Below are 16882 nucleotides of genomic sequence, written 5' to 3'. Positions count from 1 at the left end.
TTACCGCTCTGTGGGCTAGTAACCAAAGAAACTTAATTTGTGCTTTTTCAAAGTACTTATCAATTCTGTTTTGGATATAGCCAATCCCGACTGTGGATGTTACTTGGCTAATACCGCATAGCACCGCGGTGAGTTTAACCGACGTCACGCCAGTTTAAGCCTGATGCTAAAGCGGGTAGAGCGCGCATCTGATTCGACGCTTAACTGGCCCTGATGAGCATCGACTATGGCTTTGGTAATGGCTAGGCCCAAACCCGAGCCTTCTATCTGGCGTTGGCGCGAGGCGTCAGCACGATAGAAGCGATCGAATAAAAACGGCAAATGCTGTGGCGGGATCGGCTGGCCCGGGTTTTCTACCGTGATGGTGGTGCTGTCGGCTGCTGCGGTGGTGCTGACGGTAATGGTTTCGCCGGGCGGGGTATACCTAAGCGCATTGGATAATAAATTGGTCAGGGCGTGGCGCAGCAAGGTGCGATCTGCCTGCACAATAATATTGGCACCGTGATAGCTAAGGCCAACCTGACTTTCTGCCGCCCAGGCTTCGAAAAAGTTGAAAATTGCGGCCACTTCCTGCTTTAGCTCCAGCGGCTGCTTTTGCAGTGTTAACAGGCCATTGTCACTTTTGGCCAGCCACAGCATATCGCTAATCATTTTATTCAGCCGCTCCAGCTCTTCCAGATTGGAGAACAGCAGATTCTGGTACTCGTCGGCGCTGCGCGCGCGCGATAAGCTGACCTGCGTTTGCGTGATCATATTGGTCAGCGGCGTGCGCAGCTCGTGGGCAATGTCGGCACTAAAGTGCGACAGCTTGGTAAACCCCTGCTCCAGCCGATCTAACATCAGATTAAAAGACTGCACCATGTGGCGCAGTTCGGTCGGGACCTCGCCCGGGGACAAGCGAATATCCAGTTTACTGGTTTGAATATCACGCATTTGTTCGCTAAGGCCTCTGAGTGGATTCAACCCCTGATGCACCGCCAGCCAGGCCGCCAGCAAGGTGAGCAGTGCAGAGCCGAGTAAAATCAGCCCCAGGCTGCGCTGTAACTGCGCCAAGAAATGGGTATGAAAACTGATATCAATAGCAGCAATTACCTTATAGTGCTGATCTGCCGTGGTCAGGCGGCTGAACACACCGCGATAGGCTTTGCCGTCCAGCTGCCAGTGGTGGATGGTTTTGGCATTGTAGTCGGCGCTGGCCGGGGTGTTGGCAGCCAGCAGGCTTAAGTCAACGTCGGCATTGCGGTACAGTAAGCGGTTTTGGCTATCCATCACCTGATAGTAAACACCGTGATGGCCCGATACCGCTTTGGCCAGCGTCTGTGCCGGCTGTTGCTGGCCGTCCTGAGCGGTAGTCAGCGTGTGCTCAACCGCGTGCAGGATCACGGCTAACTCGTCGGCATCCTGTTCGATAAAGTGATGTTCGACGGAGCTAAGCAGCAATTGCTGCACGAAAAACAGGCAGATCGAAATAGTCAGCGTGACGAAAAGGACCACGCGAACGGTGATCGACAGGGGGCGTGTGCCAGCGTTATGCATCAGATTGCTCATCGTCCAGTTTATAGCCCATACCGCGCACGGTATGGATCAGTTTTGCCGCAAAGCCGTCATCAATTTTGCCGCGCAAGCGGCGAATAGCAACGTCAATCACATTGGTGTCGCTGTCAAAATTCATATCCCATACCTGCGAGGCGATTAACGAGCGCGGCAGAACTTCACCACGGCGGCGCATCAGCAGTTCAAGCAAGCTAAATTCCTGATTACTCAGCGCTATTTTGGCACCGCTACGACTAGCTTTACGCTTAGCAATATCCAGTTGTAAATCGGCAACTTGTAATAATTCTGACTGCGGTGCGGCCTGACCACGGCGTAGCAGGGTTCTGACCCTTGCCAGCACCTCTGAGAAAGCAAAGGGTTTGATCAGGTAGTCGTCGGCGCCAAGCTCCAGGCCTTTTACCCGGTCGTCGACGCTGTCGCGGGCCGACAGAAATAGTACCGGCGTATGGTTATGATTTTCTCTTAGCGCCTGAACAATACGTAAGCCGCTGACGTCCGGCAGCATCACATCCAGCATGATTAAATCGAAATCTTCTGTCATCGCCAGATGATGGCCATCCAGGCCATTTCTGACCAGTGACACCTGAAAACCGGCTTCGCTCAGGCCTTGCTTTAAATAGTCACCGGTTTTTTGTTCATCTTCTACAATCAGCAAACGCACCTTGTTCTCCCCAAACATGGATCTGGCATAGCTCTGGCAGTATTACGCCATAAAGTAGCAAACAGCAACATGACGCTAAGATTACAACTTTGTCATGTTCAGGTCATGCTGCTGACAGTTTCGCACACTACACTGCTTAGCATACAAAATGCATTGGAGGTTCCAAATGACAAAAGCCAAAACCATGATGCCGTTATCTGTTTCACGGCGCCGTTTTGTTCAGGGGCTGGCGGTGGGCGGCGTGCTGGCCACTTTTCCGCATATCGTCAGGGCGGGTAGCGCCTTTAAAGATAATGCCTTTACCGGCTATGCCACTGAGCTCAGCGGTAACGTGATTGATTTAACCATCGGCGAAGCGCTGGTAAATTTTACCGGCGTGGTCCGTAAAGCCACCACCATCAATGGTTCGATACCGGCACCGACCTTACGCTTGCGAGAAGGCGATGACGTGACCATACGGGTAACCAATACCTTGTCGGTGCCCAGCTCAATTCACTGGCACGGTATTATTTTACCCTACCAGATGGACGGCGTACCCGGCATGAGCTTCAGAGGCATTATGCCCGGCGAAACCTTTGTCTATCGTTTTACGTTAAAGCAAAGCGGCACGTACTGGTATCACTCGCACAGTGGCTTTCAGGAAATGACCGGCATGTATGGCGCGCTGATCATTGAACCCAAAGCGCAGGATGTAATTGCCGCCGATCGCGAATATGTGGTGCAGCTGTCAGACTGGACCGATGAAGATCCACATACGGTGTTTCGCAAATTAAAAGTGCAAAGTGATTTGTACAATTTTAATCAGCCAACAGTGCAGGACATGCTGCGCGATATCACTGACAGAGGGCTGGACGCGGCGCTGGCGAAACGGCAGATGTGGCAGCAAATGCGGATGAACCCCACCGATCTGGCGGATATCTCCGCGGCCACTTTTACCTATTTAATCAATGGCAGTTCGCCGCTGGCAAACTGGCGCGGCCTATTTAAGCGCGGTGAGCGTGTGCGGCTGCGTTTTATCAATGGCTCCAGCAACAGCTTTTTTGATGTGCGTATTCCCGAGCTGAAAATGACTGTGGTGCAGGCTGACGGCCAGAATGTACACCCGGTAACGGTAGATGAGTTCCGCTTTGGCCCGGGCGAAACCTATGATGTTGTCGTCTCGCCGCAAAATGATGCCTACACCATTTTTGCCCAGAGCATGGACCGCAGTGGCTATGCCCGCGGTACCCTGGCCGTGGCCGAGAGCTTAAATGCACCGGTGCCTGCGCTGGATCCGGTGGAATGGCTGACGATGGCTGACATGATGGGCAATATGAACCATGGCGCAAGCGACAGCCACAGCCACGGCCACAGCGCGATGGCGCACGGCAATGGCGCGGAAGATCATAGCCAGCATGGTGCTATGGCTATCGATCACAGTCAGCATGGCCCGGCGGTGCCTTATGCCAAAGCCAGTTCAACTGTGCGTCATGCCAGCACCGAGTATGGCCCGTCGGTGGATATGCGGGTGGATATGCCAAGAACCAACCTGGACGATCCGGGCATTGGTTTGCGCAATACCGGGCGGCGCGCGCTGACCCTGGCCGATTTACATTCGCTGGACGGTATTATTGAGCCGGGCGGCCCGGAGGCGGAAATTGAGCTGCATCTGACCGGCAATATGGAGCGCTACACCTGGTCATTCGATGGCTTAGAGTTTAGTAAAAGCACACCGGTGCATATGAAGCACAATCAGCGTATCCGGGTGATCTTGCAAAACGACACCATGATGACCCACCCGATGCATTTACACGGTATGTGGAGTGATCTGGAAAGTGACAACGGTGCCGTACAGGTACGCCGCCATACCATTCCGGTGCAACCGGCGCAGCGCATCAGCTTTTTAACCACGCCGCATGATGTCGGGCGCTGGGCCTGGCATTGTCATTTATTGTTCCATATGGATGCGGGTATGTTCAGAGAAGTGGTGGTGTCATGAAAACAGCCAACGTAACGCTAACCTTGTCGCTGCTGGCGCTGGCCTGTACTGTGGCGCTCAGCCCTGGCGTGGCAGCGCAGAACGCCACTGAGAAACCGCCGGTACCAACGCACAGTGGCATGGACCACAGCAAAATGGACCACGGCAAAATGGACCATAGCAAGATGAACCACGCTGAGCAGGCGGTTGACCATAGCCAGACGAACCCTAGTGACATGGATCACAGTCAGATGGATCATAGCGGCATGGACCACAGTAAAATGGGCCACGCTGAGCAGGCCGTAGACCATAGCCAGATGGACCACAGCGAAGTGGACCATAGCAAAATGGATCATACCGAGATGAACCATAGTGAAATGACCCATGCTGAGCAGGCCGTGGATCACAGCAGTATGGATCACAGCACGATGAACCATGCCGATATGCAGATGCAAGGCGGTAAGGCGCCGGCTAATGCCCGCGATCCACATGCCTACTCCAACGGCTACACCCTGACTGACGGGCCCTATGGCATGGCCGATTCACGCCATTTAAAGCACGGCGTTGAACATCCACAGTGGTCCGTGCTGGGCGATCGGCTGGAATACAATGCCGACAGTGAAGCTGGCGAACTGGAGCTGCAAGCCTGGTATGGTACGACCTATGATCGGTTGGTGCTGAAAACCGAAGCTGAAGTCAGTGACGGCAAGCTGGAAGAGAGCAGCACCGAGCTGTTATGGAGCCACGCGATAGCAGCCTATTGGGATGGTCAGCTTGGGCTGCGCCTGGATCAGGTTGCCGATGGCACCAACCGGCAGTGGCTGGCATTGGGTGTGCAGGGCCTGGCGCCGTATTGGTTTGAAGTGGACGTAACGGCTTATCTGGGCAGTGGTGGGCGCACTGCGCTAAGTGCCGAAGCCGAATACGAGCTGCTGTTAACTCAGCGCCTGATTTTACAGGCGCGGGCTGAACTGACGGCCTATGGCAAAGACGATGAGGTCAATCAGCTGGGTAAAGGCCTGTCTTCACTGGGGGCAGGGCTTCGGCTGCGCTATGAATTCTCCCGCCAGTTCGCACCCTATGTCGGGGTAGAGTGGCATAACAAATATGGTAACACGGCAGATTTTGCCCGCCTGCAGGATGCATCGACAGCAGAAACATCCTGGGTTGCCGGCATCAGGTTTTGGTTTTAAACGTGAAGGACATGATTATGAAAAAAGTAATAACTTTGCTGGCGGTACTCAGTATGGCCGCAGCCACGCCGGTGCTGGCACATGTTAAGCTTACTGCATCGGTGCCAGCAGATAATGCCATGCTGACGCAGGCTCCGGCCACACTGAGCATCAGTTTTAGCGGCCCGATCAAGCTGATCAAAGTTGAGCTATTGCAAGATGCGACTACTGCAATTGCATTTGCGTTCACGCCAAGCCTTGAAGCCGCAACTCAATATAGCTGGCCGCTACCGCCGCTTGCCGCGGGCAATTATCAGGTGAATTGGGTCGGCTTGGGTAACGATGATCATAAAATGAAAGGTGATTTCAGTTTTATGCTGCACGCTAGCAAGGACAGCGGAGTGAAAGCTGATAGCGCGCACGCACATCAGCACTAAATAAACGAGGTTTGATGATGTTTAGCGATGCCTGGGTGTTAGCCTTATTTGCCCACAAGCTGCTGAGTTATCTTGCGGTTAGCGGCAGTATTGCTGCAGCGTTTTTGCTGCTGTTACCGGCTTTAACTCAGCGGCAATCACAGCGACAGTCTGATTGCCTTGCATTTCGGCTGTGGTTAGAACGCCTTGTACTGGGCTGGTCGGCTGTGGGTATGCTACTTGCGCTGCTGTATCTGCCGCTACAGGCAGGCGCACTAGCCGAGGCCGGTATAGCAGGAATGGCCGATAGCCTGATGCTGCAGATGGTTTGGCAATCGGCAATGCGCACCCAGCTGCTATTACTGTTATGCGGGTTTGCGACGCTGTCGCTTTGGGCCTGGCGCTTTAGCCACAGTGGTAAAGCGGGTAGCATTGCGCTGGTGAGTATCGCCGCCTTATTGCTGGCTGCCAGCTTTAGTCAAACCGGCCACGTGGCCAGTTTGACATGGACATGGCAGCTATTACTGACATTGCATGTACTGGCCATTTCGGCCTGGGTAGGTTCGTTGCTGCCGCTGTGGCAAAGCTGTTACCGCTTAGCCCCGGATAGGTTACTGGCACTGATGCAGCAGTTTGGCCGCGTAGCGGTAATTGTGGTGTTAGTGCTTATCAGCTGTGGCGTGCTGATCTTACTGCAGCTACTCGATTCGCCTGCAGCGCTGTTTGTAACCGACTATGGTCGTTTAATGCTGTTAAAGCTGATGTTGGTCGCGGCCATGTTACTGCTGGCAGCCTGGCATAAATTTAACCTGGTCAAAGCATTGGCGCAGCAGCAGAACAGCCGGTTGCTGGCACGGTCTATTTTTATCGAAATGCTGTTGGCGCTATTGGTACTGGCCACCAGCAGCAGCTTTACCACTGTGGTTGGCTTAGCAGAATAAGTCAGCCTTATTCGAATAATTACAACAGGATACCTAATATGTTTCGCAATAAAATTCAAACCTTGTCTGCCATCAGCCTGGGCCTGGCGTTGCTATGCCCCGTTAGTGTGCAGGCGCACGGCAATGAAAAGCATGCCGCCCCGGCCTTGTTTGTCGGCGAAAGCACCGCTGCCGCTCAGGCGGTAAAAGCGTTTCATCAGGCGTTACGCGCTGGTGATGCCAATGCTGCCCGCGCCATGCTGGCAGATGACGTACTGATTGTCGAAGGTAATGGCGTAGAGCGCTCGGCAGATGAGTATGCCAGTCACCATATGCTGGCCGATATGAAATTTATGGCGGCGGTACAGGTAGAGGCGCTGGAACATCAGACCAAGGTGCTGGGCAAGGTGGCCTATTCGGTTAGCCGCAGCCAACTGACTGGCGACTATAAAGGCAAGCCGGTTGACGTTATCAGTAAAGAAACGCTGGTGCTGGTAGATAACGGCGACGGTTGGAAGATCGTGCATGTGCACTGGTCGCACTAAGGCAACAGCGGGAGAGCACTATGAAGTTAACTCTGATAGCGGCAATGCTGGCAGCCACTGCGCTATTGGCTGGTTGTAAAGACGCCGGCCCGGCTAAACCGGAAACTACAGCTTTGTCCGACAGTGCTGGCAATGCGGCAGCACTAACCCTCACGGTATACAAAACGCCAAGCTGCGGTTGCTGTAAAAAGTGGGTATTGCACCTTGAACAGCAGGGAGTGGTTGCACACACGAAAAATTATGATGATTTAAGTGGCATTAAAGCCCGCTACGGTATCTTACCACAGTATTATTCCTGTCACACCGCCGTATCGGAGCAGGGCTATGCTTTTGAAGGCCATATCCCTGCTAAATACATCCGGCAATTCCTCGCTGAGTCGCATCCGGATGCGATTGGCCTGAGTGTACCGGCGATGCCGCTCGGCTCACCGGGCATGGAGGTCGAAGACCGCTTTATGCCGTACGACATTCTGCTGCTAAACAAAGATGGCAGCGCCAGCGTCTACGCCCACATCAGCGATGCTTCGATGCAGTAGCCAATAATAGGCGCTTAAAAAAACACCACTTTTAAAGTGGTGTTTTTTTATTTTCAGCCCCAAAACCACCTACTTCAGTAGGTGGTTATCATCCAAAAGGCTTTGCCTGTAAAGACCTACTCATGCTAATTGCCGCTTTGATTTTTCGCAGAGTCAAAGAGGTAAAAAGCATGAGTAGATATCAGCAAGCATCGCATGTGTTCTGGCGGTGTCAATACCATATAGTCTGGACGCCGAAGTACAGATTCAGGATATTGAAAGATAATGTAGGCAAGGAGGTCTGGCGTTGTATTCAGGTATACAGTGCTCAGTTGGGTTGTGAAGTCGTAGAACTTAATGTGCAGATAGACCATGTGCATCTGGTGATAAAAGTCCCACCGAAGATATCAATATCGAAGTTAATGGGTGCATTGAAGGGAAAAATAGCGTTGAAATTGTTCAGTAAATTCCCGCATTTGAGAAAGAACAAGATGTGGGGTAATCGATTCTGGCAACGTGGTTATTTCGTAGATTCAGTGGGGATCAACGAGGATATAATTAGGCGCTATGTAAGACATCAGGAAAAAATGGAACGTCAGGAACAGGCGGAACTAGCACTGGACTAGACAAAAGGCCCCTTTGAGGGGCTTCACGCAAAGCCACCTTCTTCAGAAGGTGGATTCTTTACTGAAGCACGATAATGTCAGCCGGGTTTCTCCAGTTGCTGCAAGATATGGCAATGTGGGCTGCCATCGCCCCGGCAGCTGTCGGCCAGCGCCGTCAGCACCTGCTGCATATGCTGCAGCTCGGCAATTTTGCCGGCAATTTCATCCAGGTGTTGCTGAGCCAGCTGTTTTACCACCCGGCTTTCACGCTGTGGGTCTTGCCATAATGCCAGCAGCGACTGGATATCGTGTAACGAAAACCCCAGGTTGCGTGCCTGACGAATAAAACGTAGCTGGTTAATTTGCTCACTGTTGTAAAGCCGGTAACCGGAATCAGTGCGTGGTGATTTTCTCAGCAAACCGGATTGCTCATAGTGCCGGATCATTTTGGCGCTTAAGCCACTCTCTTTTGCCGCATCACCAATGGTTAGTAAGGTCGCCATTTGCTGCTCCTTGTTAAAAAGACATGCGTTGCAAACGCAGGGCATTGGTTACCACCAGCACACTGCTACAGGCCATCGCTGCGCCGGCAATCACCGGGTTTAAAAAGCCCAGCGCCGCCAGCGGTATACCGATAGTATTGAAGGCAAAGGCCCAGAACAGATTTTGCTGAATATTACGGTAGGTTGCACTGGCGAGCAGCAGTGCTGTCGCAACCAGTTCCGGGTCGCCACGCATCAGCGTAAATGCAGACGCACTGACCGCAACATCGGTACCTGTTGCCATCGCGATACCTAAATCAGCTTGAGCCAAAGCAGGGGCATCATTAATGCCATCGCCCACCATCGCTACTTTATAGCCTTGCTGCTGATAGGCCGCTACGGCTTGTGCTTTACCCTGCGGCAGCACTTCGGCGTTAAAGTTATCCAGCCCCAGCTCTTTGGCAACATACTCGGCGCTGGCCGCTGAATCACCCGTTAACATGGCAACCTGAATACCGGCAGCTTGTAATTTATGTACCGCATTTTTTGCCTGGGCTTTGGCTTTATCGGCAAAACACAGCAAACCGAGCAATGTCGTGCCCTGAGCAGTTTTCTCTGCCAGCCAGGATACCGAGGCGCCCGGCACTGCGATAAGGTCTTGCGGTAATGTCAGCCCCATCTCTCTCATCCAGCTACCTGAGCCCAGCATTACCGCACGGCCTTTGACGTTAGCTTTCACGCCTTTTCCGGCCACTACAGCAAAATCCGATACTGCCAATAAATCGACATTGTGGTTGATAGCATAGCTAACAATTGCTTTGGCCAGTGGGTGTTCGCTGTACTGTGATAACGCATAGGCCAGTGCGGCCAACTCAGTTTCGTTGTTAAGCGCATTCAGCTGCGTTAATACGGGTTTACCCTCGGTGAGGGTGCCGGTTTTATCAAACACCACATAATCAATTTTTGTCGCCTGCTCCAGCGCGACAGCATCTTTCACCAAAATACCCTGGCGCGCCGCTGTGCCGGTACCGGCCATAATGGCCGCCGGAGTGGCCAGACCCAAAGCACAGGGACAGGCTATAACCAATACCGCTACTGCATTAAGAATACCTTGCTGCCAATCGGCAAACGCCAGACCCCAAATCAGCACGGTGGCTAAGGCGACCAGTAATACTACCGGTACAAAGATACTGCTTATCTTATCCACCAGGGCTTGCACTGGTGCTTTCGCGCCCTGAGCCTGCTCTACCAGGCGGATAATTTTTGACAAGGTGGATTCTGCACCTAAGGCGCTGGCCTCGAACTCCAGCCGACCATCGAGATTAACCGAGCCGCCCGTCACTTTATCGCCAGAGGTTTTATGCAGCGGCACACTTTCGCCGCTGATTAGTGCCTCATCCACGTGGCTGCTGCCCTCTGTCACTATGCCGTCGGCCGGTATCCGTTCTCCTGGCAGCACCTGAATGCGATCACCTTTGAGCAGCTCAGCCGCTGCAATACTGTGCCAGCTATTATTGCGCCAGACCCTTGCTGATGTCGGTTTTAAGTTTTCCAGTGCTTGCAGCGCATCGGTCGTACGCCGCTTGGCGCGTTTCTCCAGTAACTTACCCAGCAGTACCAGGGTTAATACTGCCGCGCCACTTTCAAAGTACAGGTGTGGTGCGCCATGATGCCCATCAAAGCTGTACCACAGATAGAGCGATAAGCCATAAGCGGCACTGGTACCCATTGATACCAGCAGGTCCATATTGCCGGTGCCCGCTTTCAGTGCATGCCAGCCGGCTTTGTAAAAGCGCGCGCCAAAGTAAAATTGTACCGGTGTTGCTAACAGCCATTGCCACAAGGCAGGCAACATCCAGTCGGCACCGAACAGCATGCCCACCATCGGCAATACTAACGGCAGGGTGAGTAAGGCAGCACCGATCACTGGCCAGCTGTCACGCTGATAAAAACGTCGTGGTTGAGCAGGGGAATTTTGAGCCTCAGGCGAAGCCTGGCTGAGGATCAGCTCATACCCGGCATCGGCAACGGCCTGTTTCAGGGCGCGGTCTTCTGTGGCGGGTAACAGGGTCAGGCTTACCTGCTCTGTAGCCAGGTTTACTGACGCGCTTAGCACACCAGGCACCTTTAACAGGCTTTTTTCCACCCGGCCGGCGCAAGACGCACAGGTCATACCCTTTACCGCATATTGCCGGTTAGCCGTGTCCAGTTCATAGCCGGCACGGGTTACCGCTGCACTAAGCTCGTCAAAGCGGGCATCGCCTGCTACCGTTGCGATGTCTGTTGCCAGGTTGACGCTGGCTGAGGTCACGCCGGCCACAGCGCGCAGTGCATTTTCAATCCGATTCGCGCAGGACGCACAGGTCATGCCCTTTATTGCAAGTTGTATTGTTGCTGCCATATCCGTAACTCCAGGTTGAGAAATGTTATCAGGCATAACAAGACTAAACCTTACCATTATGGCAAGGTCAAACAACTTTCAAAAAAACTTAAAATAGCGGCTTGACTGTACCACAGTGGCAAGCATTAGCTTGTGTCATGAACACACCACAGGAGAGAAACACTATGAAGTTCCATATCGCTGACATGACATGTGGCCACTGCGTTAGCATGGTTACCAAAGCCATCCTCACAGCAGATGGTGATGCAAAAATACAGACTAACCTGACCGACAAAACGCTGCAGCTCAGCACGGAACTGAGCTCTGCAGAGGTAATGGAGGTCTTAACAGAGGCGGGATATCCGGCGACAGAAGTCAAAGCCAGCTGCTGTAATCCGGCGAACACCTGCCACAGCGCCTAACGAAAAAGCCACCTTAAGGTGGCTTCAGATTAATGACAAACCCCGGTTTTTAACACTGGGGTTTGCTTTTTTAAGACTGTGATCTTTACCCTGCCGCTTTTTGTCTTTTTACCACCATCCACTCAGTTTTCAAGTTATCGACCTCAACCGGACTCGTCAAAGCCACTTTAAGCGCGATTAAAGTGCAATTTAGGCAGTAAAAAAGCGACAAAAAGGCCAGTAAGAGAGCTTAATGAAAAAATCGGCTTGGAGTTTATTGGCTTCCGACAGTCTTTAGTACCGCCATCATTCGTCAGGCATGGTGTTTATCACGCGCGTTAAATTCCCAGCAGCTAAGATCTGTTCATCAGTTAATGTCTGGTCTGTATGCTTTACCATCCTCATTTCTGAGCGGTCTTTATTCATCTCACAAACCAAAATATCTCCTACGGAAAAACCTAGCTCAGTACACAGCTCATCAGGCAGAGGCAGAAGGTTATTATTGATAATTTCAACGGAGTAGCTCATGGTATCCCTCTGTGTAACAGCTTTTACTAAATGATTAAACTTAACTCGAATGGTATGTTTTTAAAAGCTAGCTGCAAAACGTCATCTCAATTTACCGCCAGTTACACTTTCATGTAACCACCAGTTTCAGCAATCATCCAGTTATTTGAGCGTCAGCTCTGAGCGAAAAGCTGCTGTTCAGATCAGGTGCTCTCGAAAAAACGAAACACTGCTTTGCCTTATTTGCGGACATTCGATTTTTTTGGGGGCTTACAAGCGTATTGATCACTGTAATGGACGAATCCACCTGTTTCTAAAGTCTAACGTTCAGAAAACAACGTGTGCTTCAGTGCAAAGATAGCATCTACTGTGCTTAAATTTTCAGCTATGTAACATTAACCTGAAAAATACAAATCAATTAAAACCTCTCTTCAACTTTCAACTGAATTTCCCACGAGTTCACATCTTTTGCACCGCCTACAGGTTTTGACAGGTCAACATGAATGACATGATTATTGCTCGAGCGTGAGGAATAAAAACGAGCACCAATGCCTACAGAACCAATCCACTGTTCTGTGTAGTTTTCCGCCAGTAAATCCGCCTTAGAGCGGAGGCCATTCAGCTCTGCATTTTGTTCTATATCGCCACCACTAGCTCGCCCTGCATCTGCGAACGCCACAAATCCCATATCGAGTAGTTGGTAGATATTGATCTGTGGATACCAGCGAAGCTCTGCTGTACTTAACCAGCGCTGGGTGCCTTGCTGGTATTGCACAGGATAACCACGAAGCCCTGTTTCACCACCCAAATCAAGAGGTTGATCCAAGTAGTTGCGGCTGCGCTGATCGTATTGAAGTTTAGTGTAAAAGGTAAACTCTTTACTCAGACGATAAAAGTCCTCGGCTTTTGCTGAGGCGATGATTTGATCACCGCCGTGTATACCTAACATGGCATCCAATTGCAGGGCAAGTAATGTTAAGTGCTCTGAGTCGCCAAAGCCTTTTTCAGAGAGCCAATGTGCTTGATAGCCAAGTGTCTCATCGTTTGCCAAATCAGATGTTTGGACACCAATCCTTGCCTGATGGTGCCAGCCTAAATTGATATCCTCACTGTGATTAATCAGATACACATCAGACAGCACCTGATATTTATGTTCTTTGTAGTCGAGACCTATCCAGGGGTACTGGTAACTCCTGTCCTCTGGTAAAGCCAACGAAGGTTGAAACGGGTCGTCTGTAAACTGCCATTGCTGCGAACTATAACCTGCCAATAGCCTTAAACTGGTACGCTCCCGATAATCCAGAAGCCAACCCGTTTGAAGATCAATCTCTTTTTGCAGGGTAATGAATCGGTTCTCAAGTTCACCATTGTGATAAATTTGGTCTAGTCTTTCATCGCTGAGCCAGCCTGCTTTATACATCCGCTCTGTACTATCTTGATAAAAGGGCTTTTCAAGCTGGAACTGAGTTCGACGGCCATCGTTATTCTCTGTCCATTCAAGATCGACATAGCTGTGATCAAGTTCAGGATACCCAAGCAAAGACAACGGACTTGATACTTTAAATTCATAGCCCTGGCGTAAATAATCGGATTGATATTTTACAGACGTACGTACGCCATACCCCAAAAAATTATCTTCTTTAAAGCCAAAAGAGTACTTATTTTTACCACTGGTGCGGCCCAGTCCAAGGTTTGGTAGCAAGCTCCAGTTATCCCAGGTTTCTACTTTCACGCTTTTACTGCCATCAGGATGACAAGGCTCAACCACACTAACTCGCGCATCACGTACATAGGATTTCTCACGCAGTAGACGCTCCGCTTCTGCTAAATCATCCGTCGTGACTTGTTCACCAGGTTTAATACTTAACTCTTTTCGCAGTGCAGATTCTTTACTATTGATATGTAACCAGTTGGCAAAGTGGTGCACCCAAATCGTATCGGGTGCGTTTTCGTCAAAAATAGGATTGGAGACAATTTCAATCGAATGCACCTGAAAAGGTGGTCCAGCAAGTTCCGCCGCTCCGGTCTTCTCATCCGCAGACTTTTCCGCTCCGGAGTCTTTTTTAACAAACTCACATAAGTGTTCAAAGGTGACTTCCTGAGCCTGTGCTGCGCTACCGGCTAACGCGGCCAGTAAAGCGAGACAAAGCCGACTTAAATTATGCATACCAACTCCACTGGCACCAGGCCTGTAATGGACACCTAGGGATTAGCAAGAACGGAACATATCTTTGCTTGCTTGATACAAACTGGTTTTGATTTGAAACATCCCGAGTAAGCTATGAAATACGTTGTCGTGACTGAAGCTATCTTGCCGTTTTGATGCGACACACTCTGGAGTGAGCTTCGCAGAGGATGCATAAGGCTCAGACATCCACCAAAGCAGCGGAACCTGAGTTTGTGCTTTAGGTGCCATCCAATAAGGTAAGCCGTGCAAGTAGATGCCATTTTCACCTAAAGATTCACCATGGTCAGAGACGTAAAACATGGCGGTCTGGTAGTTCTTTTGGCTGTTAAGGCGCGCAATCACGGCGGCTAACAAATGGTCTGTCGCGACGATACTGTTGTCATAGGCATTGACGATGTCTGAAGGGGCACAGAGCTGAAGTTGCTTATCAGTGCATTCCGGTAAAAAGGCTTTGTCTTTAGCGCTGCTGCGTTTGAAATACTCAGGACCGTGACTTCCCAACTGATGTAATACAATCAGCTTATCGGACGATTGCGGTGTTTTCAGTTGCTGCTCCAATGCATCCAACAGCACTTGATCCAGACATTGTCCTTGATGGCACAATGGATTTTTTTGCTGCTCAAACACAAACTGAGTTGGCACCCGATCACATACCCCTTTACAGCCCGAGTTATTGTCCAGCCAGCTCACGTCAATACCAGCGTATTGCAGAATATCCAGCACATTGCTGCTGTTTTTAGCCTGTGACTCTTTATAGAGATCTCTGCCCATATTGGAAAACATACAAGGCACAGAATGTGCTGTAGCAGTGCCGCATGAACTCACGTTAGTAAAACTGTAGACAGGTAAATGACTGAGTTGCGGATTGGTTGAGCGAGCGTAGCCGTTGAGCTGAAAGTGATCGGCCCTGGCTGTTTCTCCCAATACCATCACGATAAGGCGTGGCTTCTCCGTTTTCACGGACAAAGGCTGAATTGCATCCTGCCCCAACTGCATAAACTCGGTTGGGAATTGTTTCTTGACCAAATCGGATGACAACGATACCGCAGCGGCCACAGGACTGACCGGTAAAGCAAAATGTTTTACTTCTCTGTAGTTACGAAAGAAAGGCGCGAGTTCGGAGTAGCCAGAAGCGACCAGGCTAAACAGACTCAGCGTCACTAAAACCAGAGCAAGGAGCCAATGCCGGAAAAATTGTTTCAAAGGCAGTGTTCGAACCTTCATAAGGCCAATGCAAAGCAAAGGAAAGAGCATGACGCCAATCACTTGCCACAGCATACCAATGGTTAATACTCCCATAGCCTCAGCGGCGTCTGTTTCTACAGCGTTTTGCAGCATGGATTTATCGACAACGATGCCAAAACTGTCGATGAAGTAATAGCTAAAAGCACCGATGGCAAAGAGTGCCACCACGACGGGCTTTTGTAGACGATGAAAACTAAAGATCACCAGAAGCAGCAGGTTTAGTAAAAATAAAATCGCCATTAAGTTCAGCTGCAAAGCATATTGGCCCGGAACTTTGGCCTGTACGGCAGCCAAAAAAGGACCATTGAGCAGTAACGTCATGCCAAGAGCAGAAATCAAAGCAAACCATAGTGGATGCCATAATCGTTCTTGCCCAGCACTCAAAGCCACAGCAGTTGATTTTGATTGCGACAAAATAGCTTCAAACATCAGGGGACTCCACAGAAGTAGTCAAGAGTACAGGTTGAGATGGTTCCACTGGCAGGTTGGCTGAAATTGTCCGTGCTGGCTTTGATCGGACTGACAATTCAGAGGTGCAGGAATTTTGAAATAAACCATGCAGCACAGTCGATACAGTCCAGCACACAGCCGCCGTAGCGATATCGTGAGAAATGAAATGAGCACCACGTAGCTGTTGAACAAAGCCAAGTAAAAGACCCAGAGTTAAGCCAATCACTATGCCTCGCGTTGCCAGCTCTGGTTTTAGCTCTCGCCAATAGTAATAGAGCGCTAACCACGCAAAGCCTATGCTGGCGTGTCCGGCAGGGAAACATTGGTTAGGAGACATCGTCTCTGGGCGCGTATCGAACAATCCCCAAAACTCGCTGCTGCCACCAAATTGCAGCAAATCCCATGGACACTCCATAGGGAGCAACCGTTTAAGCACGGCTACAGAGACAAAGCTCACCACCAAACTGAGTAACAACACACCTAAAGCACGTTGGTTCTCGCTACGTTTGCGTACAACAACATGTAGCCATACCCAGTAGCCGAGTAAACCCAGAACAAGAATTTCATTGATGGTTCTGACAGAGTGATGCAGTAAAGTTTCTGTCAACCAGTGATGCTGTAAAGCCCAGGTTCCGCCTTGCCAATCAAACAGCAAGGAAGCCAAACCAAAATCGAATGAAGTGCCATAAGCCAGAATAAAAAGCACAGAGGCCCCAGCAATAGGCGCAATCAGATGGGTGAATAGGCTGAGTCGTATTGGTTCCGCCACTGCAAACCTGCTTTCAATACAATTGGGTAAGTATGGCTAGCCTAACGGGTGAAACTTAAGAGAGACTTAAGTCTGAAAATAATTTATCAATTCATTCAAAAGTAAATTAAGTCTT

General features: G+C 50.6%; 16 protein-coding genes. 8 read left to right on the top strand and 8 right to left on the bottom strand.

Translation table 11 applies throughout. From position 1 onward, the window contains the following. Nucleotides 1-144: 144 nt before the first annotated feature. Together IEW88_RS15330 and IEW88_RS15325 are read right to left on the bottom strand one after the other, a co-directional pair. The gene (locus IEW88_RS15330) at nt 145-1536 is read right to left on the bottom strand and encodes a Cu(+)/Ag(+) sensor histidine kinase (RefSeq protein WP_147904815.1); all 1392 of its coding nucleotides are present in this window, start codon (nt 1534-1536) and stop codon (nt 145-147) included. Further along, a complete protein-coding gene (locus tag IEW88_RS15325) occupies nt 1529-2215 on the bottom strand; it encodes a heavy metal response regulator transcription factor (protein WP_026349545.1) in 687 nt (228 codons plus the stop codon). Before IEW88_RS15325 ends, IEW88_RS15330 begins: the two co-directional genes overlap by 8 nt. Nucleotides 2216-2381: 166 nt before the next feature. On the opposite strand from IEW88_RS15325, the gene IEW88_RS15320 reads away from it, so the two are divergent. From IEW88_RS15320 to tnpA, 7 genes are all read left to right on the top strand, one after another. Continuing rightward, entirely contained in the window at nt 2382-4193 is a 1812-nt protein-coding gene (locus tag IEW88_RS15320; protein WP_288739441.1) for a copper resistance system multicopper oxidase, read from the top strand. Then, nucleotides 4190-5365 carry a copper resistance protein B gene (locus tag IEW88_RS15315; RefSeq protein ID WP_147904814.1) on the top strand — a complete coding sequence of 392 codons (1176 nt, stop codon included), beginning with the start codon at nt 4190-4192 and terminating at the stop codon, nt 5363-5365. Before IEW88_RS15320 ends, IEW88_RS15315 begins: the two co-directional genes overlap by 4 nt. A gap of 17 nt (nt 5366-5382) precedes the next feature. Then, nucleotides 5383-5781: a copper resistance CopC family protein gene (locus IEW88_RS15310; RefSeq protein WP_147904813.1), complete on the top strand. Its 399-nt coding sequence runs from the start codon at nt 5383-5385 to the stop codon at nt 5779-5781. Between the two features lie 14 nt (nt 5782-5795). Further along, the gene (locus tag IEW88_RS15305; RefSeq protein ID WP_229670537.1) at nt 5796-6701 is read left to right on the top strand and encodes a CopD family protein; all 906 of its coding nucleotides are present in this window, start codon (nt 5796-5798) and stop codon (nt 6699-6701) included. A 38-nt stretch (nt 6702-6739) separates the two neighbouring features. Beyond that, nucleotides 6740-7225, top strand: coding sequence for a YybH family protein (locus tag IEW88_RS15300; protein ID WP_147904812.1), 486 nt, complete (start codon nt 6740-6742; stop codon nt 7223-7225). Between the two features lie 20 nt (nt 7226-7245). Next, the gene (locus tag IEW88_RS15295; protein WP_147904811.1) at nt 7246-7761 is read left to right on the top strand and encodes a DUF411 domain-containing protein; all 516 of its coding nucleotides are present in this window, start codon (nt 7246-7248) and stop codon (nt 7759-7761) included. Nucleotides 7762-7931: 170 nt separating this feature from the next. Then, nucleotides 7932-8366 (top strand): IS200/IS605 family transposase, encoded by a 435-nt coding sequence (gene tnpA / locus IEW88_RS15290; RefSeq protein ID WP_147904810.1) that lies wholly within the window; start codon nt 7932-7934, stop codon nt 8364-8366. Nucleotides 8367-8443: 77 nt separating this feature from the next. Here tnpA and cueR read toward each other — a convergent pair whose 3' ends face one another. Then, nucleotides 8444-8848, bottom strand: a complete 405-nt coding sequence (gene cueR / locus IEW88_RS15285) for a Cu(I)-responsive transcriptional regulator (RefSeq protein WP_147904809.1) — start codon at nt 8846-8848, stop codon at nt 8444-8446. A gap of 13 nt (nt 8849-8861) precedes the next feature. Then, nucleotides 8862-11228, bottom strand: a complete 2367-nt coding sequence (locus tag IEW88_RS15280) for a heavy metal translocating P-type ATPase (protein ID WP_147904808.1) — start codon at nt 11226-11228, stop codon at nt 8862-8864. A 164-nt stretch (nt 11229-11392) separates the two neighbouring features. Here IEW88_RS15280 and IEW88_RS15275 point away from each other — a divergent pair, with 164 nt between their 5' ends. Further along, the gene (locus tag IEW88_RS15275) at nt 11393-11629 is read left to right on the top strand and encodes a heavy-metal-associated domain-containing protein (RefSeq protein WP_092797183.1); all 237 of its coding nucleotides are present in this window, start codon (nt 11393-11395) and stop codon (nt 11627-11629) included. A 285-nt stretch (nt 11630-11914) separates the two neighbouring features. Here the strand turns inward: IEW88_RS15275 and IEW88_RS15270 are convergent, their stop codons facing one another. From IEW88_RS15270 to IEW88_RS15255, 4 genes are all read right to left on the bottom strand, one after another. After that, nucleotides 11915-12136 (bottom strand): hypothetical protein, encoded by a 222-nt coding sequence (locus IEW88_RS15270; protein ID WP_123015328.1) that lies wholly within the window; start codon nt 12134-12136, stop codon nt 11915-11917. Between the two features lie 397 nt (nt 12137-12533). After that, on the bottom strand, nt 12534-14282 hold the full coding sequence (locus IEW88_RS15265) for a BamA/TamA family outer membrane protein (protein WP_147904807.1): 1749 nt from the start codon (nt 14280-14282) through the stop codon (nt 12534-12536). A 42-nt stretch (nt 14283-14324) separates the two neighbouring features. Next, entirely contained in the window at nt 14325-15977 is a 1653-nt protein-coding gene (locus IEW88_RS15260; protein WP_147904806.1) for a phosphoethanolamine transferase, read from the bottom strand. Next, nucleotides 15970-16767 carry a phosphatase PAP2 family protein gene (locus IEW88_RS15255; protein ID WP_185148623.1) on the bottom strand — a complete coding sequence of 266 codons (798 nt, stop codon included), beginning with the start codon at nt 16765-16767 and terminating at the stop codon, nt 15970-15972. The genes IEW88_RS15260 and IEW88_RS15255 overlap by 8 nt, the downstream gene beginning before the upstream one ends. Nucleotides 16768-16882: the final 115 nt, after the last annotated feature.

Source organism: Rheinheimera tangshanensis, from assembly GCF_014645135.1.
GTDB classification, from domain to species: domain Bacteria; phylum Pseudomonadota; class Gammaproteobacteria; order Enterobacterales; family Alteromonadaceae; genus Pararheinheimera; species Pararheinheimera tangshanensis.
This window is presented reverse-complemented; position numbering and strand designations above follow the sequence as displayed.